Raw genomic sequence first — 11,189 nt, forward strand, 5'->3', positions numbered from 1 at the left:
TGTCAGCCGAGCGAGCGGGCGGTGTTGATGACGTTGATGCCGTCGAAACGGGCGGTGGACGAACCATGCGACACCGCCGACGATTGGCTCGGCTGGCCCTTGCCGTCGAAGAACGAACCGCCCAGGCGGTAGTCGCGTTGATCGGCCACGGCGCTGCAGGCATTCCAGAATTCCGGGGTGCGGATCTGGTAGGCCACGTCTTCGAGCATGCGGGTGATGGCGCCGTTCTTGATTTCGTAGAACAGCTGGCCGCCGAACTGCGCGTTGTAGCGCTGCTGGTCGATGGAGAACGAACCGTCGCCGATGATGTAGATGCCGTTTTCCACGTTCTTGATCAAATCGCTGACGCTCAGTGGCGTCTTGCCGGCCGCCAGCGAGACATTGGCCATGCGCTGGAACTGCACGCTCGACCACGAGTCGGCGTAGCAGCAACCATCAGAGGCGGTCTTGCCGAGAATATGCGCCTGGTCGCGGATGGCCTGGTAGTCCACCAGCTTGCCGTCGCGGATCAGATCCCACTGCTTGGTCTTGACGCCTTCATCGTCGTAACCCACCGCGCCCAGGCTGCCGGGCTGGGTCTTGTCGGCCAGGATATGCACCTTGTCGCTGCCGTACTGGAAGCCGGCCTTGAGCTTGTCGAGCGTGGCGAAACTGGTGCCGGCGAAGTTGGCCTCGTAGCCGAGCACGCGGTCCAGTTCCAGCGGGTGGCCCACCGACTCGTGGATGGTGAGCCAGGTGTGCGAGGGATCCAGCACCAGGTCGTATTTGCCCGGCTTCACCGACGGCGCCTTGAGTTTTTCCTGCGCCTGCTTGGCCGCGGCGATGGCGTCTTCCTTCATGTCGTAGGACAAGCCGTAATTCACCACGCCGTTGGGCGAAACGAACTTGCCCGAGGCCGCACCATCCAGATACTCGTAGCCCAGCCCCATCGGCGCAGACAGCCCATCGCGGGTGCGGAACTTGCCGCTGGCCTTGTCGATGGCGGTCACGCTCATTGGTGCCCAGATGCGGTGCACGTCCTGGTCGATGTAGGAGCCATCGGTGCTGGCGAAATACTTCTGTTCGTTGACCACGAACAGCATCGAGTTGACGAAGTTGGCACCAGCGGCGGTGGCCGCGGCATTGACGCCGAGCAGCAAGTCCACCTTGTCCTTGATCGGCACTTCCATCGCATTTTTCTTGATCGGCGTCTTCCAGCTGACTTCGCCCACGCCGGGCGTGGGAGCGAGCTGGACCGGCGTGCCCTGCACCTTGGCATTGGCCTTGGCGATCGCGGTCGCCTGCTGCGCGGCCTTGGCCACGCCTTGCTCGGTGAGATCGTTGGTGGCCGCAAAGCCCCACGCGCCTGCCACGATCACGCGGATGCCGGCACCGATGGACTCGGTGTTGACCACGTTCTGCACCTTGTCTTCGCGGGTGATCACGAACTGGCGCAGATATCGGCCGATGCGCACATCGCAATAGCTCGCACCACCCTGACGCGCGGCGGTGAGGCCGGCATCGGCCAGGCGCTTCTTGCGGCCCACATCGAAGGGTGTCAACAACTGCTCGGCGGCAATGGCCTTGCCGAAGTAGGCGGGCACGATCAGCCCACCCATGGTCAGCCCGGTCAGGGCCAGGAAATCACGTCGCTGCACGGGCAACTCCCCACTAGTCCCGCGCGGTGCGCGGGTATCCATTTGACGCGCGGATCGCTGCCCACGCGTGTCGACCCCGATTCTTGCTGGACGGTGAATCCCGCGTCAAATGACTTTCGGCAGGGGTGTAGCGGCAATCGCTGTGCTCGCGTGAGTCGAGCGGCACACGCTGCCTGCATGCAACTGTGGCGAGCGGGGCTGGTTGCGTGCGCTTGATGCGCCATCGTGTCGGCACGCGATGGGATCGCTGAAAGGCGTGCATTCTCTTATTGGCGGTCGTGCAATGCGCGACGCGCACGCCCTCGTGCGCAGTGCCTGCTGCTTATAGCTCAGAGAGGCTAAAGACGAAGAGATCGTCTGCCGCGTGGCTGCGGGGCCCGCCCGCCCACCCTCACAGGACACGCCGCAAGTACGTCCCGGTAGGCTCTTACGCGGCATCCATGCCGCGTAAGGTCCCGCGACGGTGGGCGGGCAAGGACCAGTGGAGAGTGTCGGTTTGCGTGGTGCAAGCAGTGCATGACGTGCGTTGTTCGGATAACGGCGCGTCCGATCAGTGTCGCAGGGCAAACCGAGTAACACGCAGGCTTTCAACAAAGCAACCGACTTACTTTCTGGTGCGGTGTCCTCGTCGATTGCGGGACCGTGTGGCGGCATGGATGCCGCCACCGAGCCCCAGGGACGGGTTCACGGCGTGTCCCGCGAGCGGCGAGGGCACCGCGCACTCGACCAACCAAGCTTTTGATCGCACCTAAACGACGGCAACGACTTGCTGAGATTGTGGGTGTGTCTACTTGCAACCAGGACAGCTCTAACAAAGTGACCTACAAACCGTTTGTTGGCAGCTCTCAGCCCAACGAACGCGCGGTGTTGATCACATTGACGCCATCGAAGCGCGCCGTGGATGACCCATGCGACACCGCCGAGACCTGGCTGGGTTGGCCCTTGCCATCGAAGAACGAGCCGCCCAAACGGAAGTCGCGTTGGTCGCAGACCGCGCTGCAAGCGTTCCAGAACTCCGGCGTGCGGATCTGGTACGCGCCGTCTTCCACCAGCCGCGTGACCTGGCCGTTCTCGATCTCGTAGAACAGCTGCCCGCCGAATTGCGCGTTGTAGCGCTGCTGGTCGATCGAGTACGAACCGCGGCCGTGGATGTACAACCCACGCTCGACGTTCTTGATCATGTCCGCCACCGCCAGGGGCGTCTTGCCCGGGGCCAGCGACACATTGGGCATGCGCTGGAACTGCACGTTCGACCATGAATCGGCGTAGCTGCAGCCGTCGGAGGCGGTCTTGCCGAGCAGGTGCGCCTGATCGCGCGTGCATTGGTAGTCGACCAGGATGCCGTCCTTCACCAGCTCCCATTGCTTGCTCTTGACGCCCTCATCGTCGTACCCCACCGCGCCCAGGCTGCCGGGCTGGGTCTTGTCGGCGACGAAGGTCACCGCATCGCTGCCCCAGCGGTAGCCGGCGTCGCGCTTGTCGAGCGTGGCGAAGCTGGTTCCGGCGTAATTGGCCTCGTAGCCCAGCACGCGATCGAGCTCAAGCGGGTGGCCCACCGACTCATGGATGGTGAGAAACAGATTGCTCGGGTCGATCACCAGATCGTATTTGCCGGCCTTCACCGACGGTGCGGTGAGCTTTTCGCGCGCCTGCTTGGCCGCGGCGATCGCATCTTCGCGCGCATCGTAGCTGCGCCCGTAGCCGATGAGCCCGCCAGGCAGGCGATGCTTTTCGGCTGCGTCATCATCCAGGTATTCGTAGCCCATGCCCATCGGCGAGGACAATCCATCGCGGGTGCGGAACTTGCCGCTGGCCTTGTCCACTGCAGTCACCGTGAATGGCAACCACAGCCGGTGCACGTCCTGGTCGATATAGGAGCCATCGCTGCTGGCGAAGTATTTCTGTTCGTTGATCGCAAACATGCGTGAAGCCACGAACGTGGCGCCGGCATTCAACGCAGCGGCGTTGACGTCCATCAACAGCGCCACCTTGTCTTGCAGCGGCACTTCCATTGCGTTCTTTTTGATCGGTGTCTTCCAGCTGACCTGCCCGGCCGGTGTCACCGGCGCCAGCTGCACCGGCGTACCGCCCAGCCGCGCATTCGCCTTGGCGATCGCCACTGCCTGCCGCGTGGCGGTGGCCACGCCATCGCTGGTGAGCGTATTGGTCGCTGCAAAACCCCACGCACCATCGGCCAGCACGCGCACACCCACACCGCTGGATTCGGCGTTGACCACGTTCTCCACCTGCGCTTCGCGGGTGATCACGAACTGGCGCAGATACCGGCCCACGCGCACATCGCAATAGCTGGCGCCCGCGCTCTTGGCGGTGGTGAGCGCGGTGTCGGCCAGGCGCCGATTGCGCGCTGCATCCACCGGGCTGAGCAACTGCTCGGCCGCGATCAGGCGCGTGTTCGGCAGCAGCAACCCGGCAGCACCGATACCGGACAAGGTGAGGAAGGTACGACGGTCCACGTGGCGTTCTCCACTGAAGCGCACGCTGCGCACGTGCAAACCCCGAGGGTGGCGTAGAGGCGTGAAAATGGTCAAGTGATATGCACGGTGACCCGGCGAGCGCGAGCGGTATGGGTAGTACTGCGCTGTTCGACGGGGCTCGCAGTCCGCCTGCTGCCGGTCAGGCGTTATCAGGGCTGTCCAGCATGAATAAATGATTGAACTGCGTTGCCGTTTTGTAGAGGTGCCCGGCCTTGCGCAAGCGCGTGTAGTCGGCGTTGAATGTATCCTGATAACCACGCCCGATGAGAATTGGGGTGAGCAGAAGCCCGTCGCAAACCACCATGCCTTCGTATGCAAACACGCCAGTTTCTACAAACATTGGCGGATCGTGGGCCAACACATTCAGTGGGTCGGTTAACGCTCGAACCTCAAATGCACTTTCAGTTTCGGTGTCGAGGAAGACCGCATGGCGCTTGGTCTGTCGAAGGTAAATCCATCGCCTTATCTGAATGTTTCGCACGGCGCCGGCCACTGAAGATGCAAGTGGCTCGTCTAGCGTCCGCAGCGCATCGATAGTCTTGCCGATCAATCCTGGATTCTGCGATGCATAAGTCCTGGCAGTGACTAGGTCGCGTTGAGTGGACTTGGTTTTCAGCAGCCCGGCATCAGCCAGGATGCGAAACAAGACCTTCTTGTAGCCTTCGATGAAGAGCATCGCTGATTCATGTGGGATAAGCATGACCTAAGAACCAAGACCTGAGATTGATCGTATCAACTGGCATCATGAATAACTTCCGAAGTCAACCTGTGGCCGGCTAACGCTCGCGGTAGCCGCGGCCGCACGCCCCCGCACTCACAAGGAGTCAATCTGCCAACCGTCAGTGACTAGCCGGAACGATGTCTGCGTGTGCAGCCATGACACCCATGGGCGTAGGTGTCATCGGGCCGTCTAATTTATGGGCAACCCAGCGGCCAAATCTCAACCCTGCGCCTTGTCGAACTCCACGTGATACCGCGTCGCCTCGGCCACCTCGTTCTTCGAGCCCAAAAATACCGGCACGCGCTGATGCAGTTGCGTCGGTTGAATATCCAGGATGCGCTCGCGCCCCGTGGTCGCGGCGCCGCCGGCCTGTTCCACCAGCATGCCCATCGGGTTGGCTTCGTACATCAGGCGCAGCTTGCCGGGCTTGGCCGCGTCCTTCTTGTCCCAGGGGTAGATGAAGATGCCGCCGCGGGTCAGGATGCGGTGCACGTCGGCCACCATGCTGGCGATCCAGCGCATGTTGAAATCCTTGCCGCGCGCGCCGTCCTTGCCGGCCAGCAGGTCGCCCACATAGGCCTGCATGGCCGGTTCCCAGTGGCGCTGGTTGGACATGTTGATGGCGAATTCGGCAGTGTCTTCGGGCACGCGCATGTCGGCCTGGGTCAGCAGGAAGCTGCCTTCCTCGCGTTCCAGGGTGAAGGCATGGGTGCCGTGGCCCAGCGTGAGTACCAGCATGGTGCTGGGGCCGTAGATGCAATAGCCGGCGGCCACCTGTTGCGTGCCCGGCTGCAGGAAGTGTTCGTCGCCGGGCTTTTCGGTGCCCTTGGGCGCGCGCAGCACCGAGAAGATGGTGCCGACCGAGACGTTGACGTCGATGTTGGAGCTGCCATCGAGCGGGTCGAACAACAGCAGGAAATCGCCGCTGGGGTATTGGTCTGGCACCGGCTGGCTGTGGTCCATCTCTTCCGATGCGCAGGCGGCGAGGTGGCCGCCCCAGGCATTGGCTTCGAGCAGGATGTCGTTGCTCAGCACGTCGAGCTTCTTCTGCGCCTCGCCCTGCACGTTGCCGGTGCCGGCATCGCCCAGCACGCCGCCCAGGGCGCCCTTGCTGACGGCGATGGAGATGCGCTTGCAGGCGCGCGAGACGATGGTGATCAGCTGGCGCAATTCCGGGTCGATACGGCCGGCGTGTTGCTCTTCGATCAGGAAGCGGGTCAGCGAGGGACGCGACATGGAGCGGGCAGCCTGTGCAGGAAGTGGGCCGCCATTGTCGCCATTGCGCCGTTAGATTTCGATCACCGGCTGCGCGCTTTGCGTCTTTGCGCGGCCACTGCACTGCGCATCGCCCACAAAAAAGCCGGGAGGCGTTAGCGCTCCCGGCTCTTCATCGCGCAAGCTGCGGCGCAGGATCAGCCGCGGCTGACCGTGGCTACGGCCTGGGCCACGTAGTCCAGATTGCGCTGGCTCAGCGCGGCCACGCAGATACGGCCGGTGCCGACCGCATAGATTGCGAACTCGTCCCGCAGGCGGTCCACCTGCGACTTGGTCAGGCCCGAGTACGAGAACATGCCGGCCTGGCGCTGGATGAACTCGAACTCCGGTGCGCCCAGCGCGGCCAGCTTGGCGACCAGGCCGGCACGCAACGCGTGGATGCGCTCGCGCATTTCGGTGAGTTCCTGCTCCCACACATCGCGCAGCTCCGGGCTGGTCAGCACGCCGGCCACCAGGGCGGCGCCGTGCGTGGACGGGCTGGAGTAGATCGTGCGGATGATGCGCTTGACCTGCGACTGCACCGCCTTGGCTTCGGCGGCCGTGGCCGAGACCACCGACAGCGCGCCCACGCGCTCGCCATACAGCGAGAACGACTTGGAGTACGAGCTCGCCACCACGTAGGTGTCGATGCCTTCGGCCGCCAGCAGGCGCACCGCGTACGCATCGGCCTCGATGCCCTTGTCGAAGCCCTGGTAGGCGATGTCCACGAACGGGAACAGGTTGCGTTCTTTCAACAGGCCGGCCAGCTGCTTCCACTGCTCGCGGCTGAGGTCGGCACCGGTGGGGTTGTGGCAGCAGGCGTGCAGCAGCACCACCGTGCCCGGCTCCAGCTTGGCCAGGTCGGCCAGCATGCCGTCGAAGTTCAGCCCGTGGCTGGCGGCATCGAAATAGGTGTAATCCACCACTTCGAAGCCGGCCGCGCCGAACACCGCGCGGTGGTTTTCCCAGCTGGGGTTGCTGATGGCGATGGTGGAGGTGTGCAGCAGCTTCTTGAGCAGGTCCGCGCCCACGCGCAGCGCACCGCTGCCGCCAACGGTCTGCGAGGTCGCCACGCGGCCGGAGGCCACCAGCGCCGACTCGGCGCCGAACAGCAGCTCCTGGGTGGCCTTGTCGTAGGCGGCCAGGCCGTCGATGGGCAGGTAGCCGCGCGGTTTGGCATCCAGCGCGAGCTGCTGCTCGATCTTCTGCACGGCACGCAACAGCGGGATGCGCCCGTTTTCGTCGTAATAGATGCCAACACCCAGATTGACCTTGTTGGGGCGGCTGTCGGCGTTGTAGGCCTCGGTCAGGCCCAGGATGGGGTCGCCTGGAACCTGTTCTACATTTGCAAAGAAGGACACGGCATGACTCGCTGGAGGACGGAAGGTGGGGATACTGCCGGGCGTCGGGCCGCGGCACGGCCAAACCGCCTCATCCTAACAGGGCACGGCGCGGGGTAGCATGCTTCGTTCCGTACGAAACGATGCGGCCACAGTACGGATGAGGGACACTAGCGCCATGCCCAGACTGACCCTGTTGGCCGCCGCGTGCGGCCTGTTCGTAGCGAGCGCGTCGTCGCTCGCCCTGGCCGCCGACGCGGCCCCGCCGATTGCCGCGTTGCCCGCCGTGCAGGTGGATGCCGCACGCGTGCACGGCGTGGACGACTTCGACCTGCCGGCCTCGTTCACGGTGGTGGTGGCCGACGACGACAACCGCCGCGGCGCGCAGGTATCCGAACTACTGGACGGCATTCCCGGGCTGGTGGCGCGCGACCGCCAGAACTACGCGCAGGACACCCAGCTGTCGATCCGCGGCTTTGGTGCGCGCTCCACCTTCGGCGTGCGCGGCGTGCGCCTGCTGGTGGACGGCATCCCGGCCAGCATGCCCGACGGCCAGGGCCAGCTCTCGCACTTCAATGTACTGGGCGCGCAGCGGGTGGAAGTGCTGCGCGGGCCGTTCTCGGCGCTGTACGGCAACTCCTCCGGCGGCGTGCTGCAGCTGTGGAGCGCCGACGGCAAGCCCGGCGACCCATGGCGGCTGCGTGCCACCTACGGCAGCAATGCCACCGTCAATACCGGGGCGCAGTTGCTCGGCCAGCAGGGTGCGGTGCACTACAACCTGGCCGCGAACCACTTCGAAACCGATGGCTTTCGCGACCACAGCCGCGCCAAGCGTGAGTCGGTCAACGCCAAGCTCGGCTTCGACCTGGCGCCCGGCAGCCGGCTGGACCTTGTGCTCAACTATCTGGATGCCCCGGACGCGCAGGACCCGTTGGGCCTGACCCGCGCACAGGTTACCGCCGACCCGCGCCAGGCCACCGCCGTGGCCACGCAGTTCAACACCCGCAAGTCGGTGCGGCAGTCGCAGGCCGGAGCGATTTTCACCCAGCAATTCGATACCCAGACGCTGCGCCTGATGGCCTACGGCGGCCAGCGCAGCGTGGAGCAGTTCCTGGCGATTCCGGTGGCGGTGCAGCGCAATCCGCTGCACTCGGGCGGGGTGATCGACCTGGACAGCAATTATGAAGGCGCCGATGCGCGCTGGGCTTGGCAAGGTCAGGCGCTGGGGCGGCCGCTGCAGCTCACCGTGGGGGCCAACGTCGACCGCCAGCGCCAGCACCGCACCGGTTACGAAAACTTCGTCGGCACCACGCTCGGGGTGAAGGGTGCGCTGCGCCGCAACCAGCGCGATCAGGTCGAGAACGTGGACCAGTTCGCGCAGGCGTGGTGGCAGTGGAGCGACCGCTGGTCGGCGCTGCTGGGCGTGCGCCACAGCGCGGTGCGCTTCCGTTCGGACGACAACTACATCGTCGGGCGGAACCCGGACGACAGCGGCCAGCGCGATTATTCGGCCACCACGCCGGTGGCCGGCATCGTGTTCCGCGCCAGCGACGATCTGCGGGTGTATGCCTCGGTGGGACGCGGGTTCGAAACGCCCACCTTCAACGAACTGGGCTACCGCAGCGACGGCGGCGCCGGCCTGGCGCTGGACCTGGGCGCGGCGAAAAGCCGCAACGTCGAAGTGGGCACCAAGTGGCGCTCGCAAAGCGGTGCGGCGCTGGAACTGGCGCTGTTCCGCGCCGACACCGACGACGAACTGGCAGTGGCCAGCAACACCAACGGCCGCAGCACCTTCCGCAACATCGGCGCCACCCGGCGCCAGGGCGCGGAGCTGAGCTGGCAGCAGCCAATCGGCCAGACCCAGCAGGTGCAACTGGCCTACACCTTCGTCGACGCCACCGTGCGCGACGGCTACCTCACCTGCGCCAGTAGCGGCTGCGCCACGCCCACCGCACCGGTGGCCAGCGGCGCGCGGCTGCCGGGCGTGCCGCGGCAGCAGCTGTTTGCGCGCTGGCAATGGCAGCCGTTGCAGTGGCAGTTCGCCGCCGAATCGGTGGTCTCCGATGCCACCGTGGTCAACGACCTGGCCACCGAGCGCGCGGCCGGCTACGCGCTGGTGAACCTGGAAGCCTCACGGCGCTGGACCACCACCCACGGCGCGCTGCGCACCTTCGCCCGCATCGACAACGCGCTGGACCGCGCGTACGTGGGCTCGGTGATCGTCAACGACGGCAACGGCCGCTATTACGAACCCGGCCCGGACCGTACTTACACCGTAGGCCTGCAGTGGGATTTTGGCAGCTGACGGACACTCGCCATGAAGCACGTGCCCGACTGCGCACTACCTCGTAGGAGCGCGCGCGCGCTCGCGATGGGGCATTCCCATGACGCCTGGCCACGCGCGCGCTTCTGCTTCATGTGCTGAATGTCTCAAGTTTGTAGAGCGCCGCCTTCAGCGTCACCGGGCAATTGATTGACGCGGCTTGGAACGCATGCAGATGCACCAGACAACACCGCATCGCGCGCAAGCGCGCTCCCACCCACTGACTGCTATCGCCTGCATACACGAGAGCCTCGCATGATCGTCGTAGACCACGCACCGGCCGACTGGTTTCTGCTGCGTGATGCAGATGATGGGTATTGGCTGGACGTGAACTGCAACAGGTCTGCAACGGGCTTCTCGATCTTGCTGGCGTTGGATGCCGGTGAGCGTGACACCGTAGTAGCGCATGGTCACGCCGCTTGCCTGCAGCTTGCAGCGCAGGTACAGCGGTGCCCGCGGGATTTTGCCGCGCGTGACATCTCCTCGGTGCATGGCGCGCGCGTGACCGCAGCGGTGCACGCCTGGCGTGCGGCAGGTTCGGCATAGTCACGGCTGTCGGCAGGCAGGGCGCATGCACTACAGTCCACCGCACGCGTTCCGCGCGCGGCGCGGCAAACGCGGTTACCGCGCAACTGTTCGGCGCACAAAACGTGCGTTGCGGTGAGAGAACGTCTTCGGCACGCAGGTCACACCGTCCCGCAAGAGGGTGTTCATGGTCCCGGGCGTGGGCATGCCGTATGCGATGGCTGAGCAAGATGACGGCATGTTGCTGGTCGAGCCACGTGAGCAGCTCGCGACATGGGTGAGCTCCACACCACCGGCAATGCCATCTGGATCTGTGGAGCGATAACGCCATAGTGCCCGCCGGAATCGTGATGCTAAGCTGCGGCCAAGCACACCGCACGGAGCATGTGATGCATTCGACGATCGTGGTTTTCTCTGCAGCCGTGTGCGTCATCGGCGCGCAAGCGGTTGCGGCTGCACCTGCCACTGAACAGGCGCAACTGCGGGTGATCCGCACGTTTCCCGCCGATAGCCCGGCCGTGTCGCAGGTGCATCGCTGGTTGCTTAGGCAGCCTGCAAAGATGCGGCCACCAGCGACGGCCGCCGCGTTGGGCCAGGTGCGCACCAGCTACGTCATGCACGCGTCCGACCCTGCACGCCGGGCACTGCTGACCAGAACCGATGTGGCATTTCCGGAGCGGGGGCAGACGGGCGATGCAGTGACCATCGACAGCTGTGCCGGCGACACACGCCTGCACTGGACCTATCGCTGGGACGCCACGTCAGCGCAGGCCGGCTGGCAGCTGCAGGCCTCGGAACTGGAGCGCGTGCCGGACTGCACGGCCGCGATGGCCGCACTGCCTGGCGCCGCATCGCAGGGTTGAGTCGCGCATGAGCCAGGCACGCCCGCGCACG

General features: G+C 65.1%; 8 protein-coding genes. 3 read left to right on the top strand and 5 right to left on the bottom strand.

What is annotated here, in order from left to right:
* Positions 1–2: 2 nt before the first annotated feature.
* The 5 genes from ACCQ09_RS00480 to ACCQ09_RS00500 all read right to left on the bottom strand — a co-directional run bounded on the left by ACCQ09_RS00480 (position 3) and on the right by ACCQ09_RS00500 (position 7,468).
* Positions 3–1,637 (bottom strand): TldD/PmbA family protein, encoded by a 1,635-nt coding sequence (locus ACCQ09_RS00480; protein WP_019237062.1) that lies wholly within the window; start codon positions 1,635–1,637, stop codon positions 3–5.
* A gap of 845 nt (positions 1,638–2,482) precedes the next feature.
* Positions 2,483–4,111 (bottom strand): TldD/PmbA family protein, encoded by a 1,629-nt coding sequence (locus tag ACCQ09_RS00485; RefSeq protein WP_228428351.1) that lies wholly within the window; start codon positions 4,109–4,111, stop codon positions 2,483–2,485.
* 160 nt (positions 4,112–4,271) lie between these two features.
* A complete protein-coding gene (locus tag ACCQ09_RS00490; protein WP_040940299.1) occupies positions 4,272–4,808 on the bottom strand; it encodes a hypothetical protein in 537 nt (178 codons plus the stop codon).
* Between the two features lie 264 nt (positions 4,809–5,072).
* Positions 5,073–6,089: a class 1 fructose-bisphosphatase gene (locus ACCQ09_RS00495; RefSeq protein ID WP_011035354.1), complete on the bottom strand. Its 1,017-nt coding sequence runs from the start codon at positions 6,087–6,089 to the stop codon at positions 5,073–5,075.
* A gap of 176 nt (positions 6,090–6,265) precedes the next feature.
* The gene (locus tag ACCQ09_RS00500; RefSeq protein ID WP_228428350.1) at positions 6,266–7,468 is read right to left on the bottom strand and encodes an amino acid aminotransferase; all 1,203 of its coding nucleotides are present in this window, start codon (positions 7,466–7,468) and stop codon (positions 6,266–6,268) included.
* A gap of 157 nt (positions 7,469–7,625) precedes the next feature.
* Between ACCQ09_RS00500 and ACCQ09_RS00505 the strand changes: the two genes are divergently transcribed.
* From ACCQ09_RS00505 to ACCQ09_RS00515, 3 genes are all read left to right on the top strand, one after another.
* Complete coding sequence (locus tag ACCQ09_RS00505; RefSeq protein ID WP_228428349.1) at positions 7,626–9,752, top strand: TonB-dependent receptor family protein; 2,127 nt, start codon at positions 7,626–7,628, stop codon at positions 9,750–9,752.
* A 273-nt stretch (positions 9,753–10,025) separates the two neighbouring features.
* Positions 10,026–10,316, top strand: coding sequence for a hypothetical protein (locus tag ACCQ09_RS00510; protein ID WP_040940302.1), 291 nt, complete (start codon positions 10,026–10,028; stop codon positions 10,314–10,316).
* Positions 10,317–10,684: 368 nt separating this feature from the next.
* On the top strand, positions 10,685–11,158 hold the full coding sequence (locus ACCQ09_RS00515) for a hypothetical protein (RefSeq protein WP_228428348.1): 474 nt from the start codon (positions 10,685–10,687) through the stop codon (positions 11,156–11,158).
* The last annotated feature ends 31 nt before the right edge of the window (positions 11,159–11,189 follow it).

Origin of the sequence: Xanthomonas sp. NCPPB 2586 (genome assembly GCF_041475775.2) — a bacterium.
Lineage (GTDB): Bacteria > Pseudomonadota > Gammaproteobacteria > Xanthomonadales > Xanthomonadaceae > Xanthomonas > Xanthomonas campestris.

What these genes read in the sequence shown, in the direction of transcription:
- ACCQ09_RS00490 (WP_040940299.1), bottom strand. Translation starts at nt 4,808, where the DNA reads ATGCTCTTCATCGAAGGCTACAAGAAGGTCTTGTTTCGCATCCTGGCT.
- ACCQ09_RS00495 (WP_011035354.1), bottom strand. Translation starts at nt 6,089, where the DNA reads ATGTCGCGTCCCTCGCTGACCCGCTTCCTGATCGAAGAGCAACACGCC.
- ACCQ09_RS00505 (WP_228428349.1), top strand. Translation starts at nt 7,626, where the DNA reads ATGCCCAGACTGACCCTGTTGGCCGCCGCGTGCGGCCTGTTCGTAGCG.
- ACCQ09_RS00510 (WP_040940302.1), top strand. Translation starts at nt 10,026, where the DNA reads ATGATCGTCGTAGACCACGCACCGGCCGACTGGTTTCTGCTGCGTGAT.
- ACCQ09_RS00515 (WP_228428348.1), top strand. Translation starts at nt 10,685, where the DNA reads ATGCATTCGACGATCGTGGTTTTCTCTGCAGCCGTGTGCGTCATCGGC.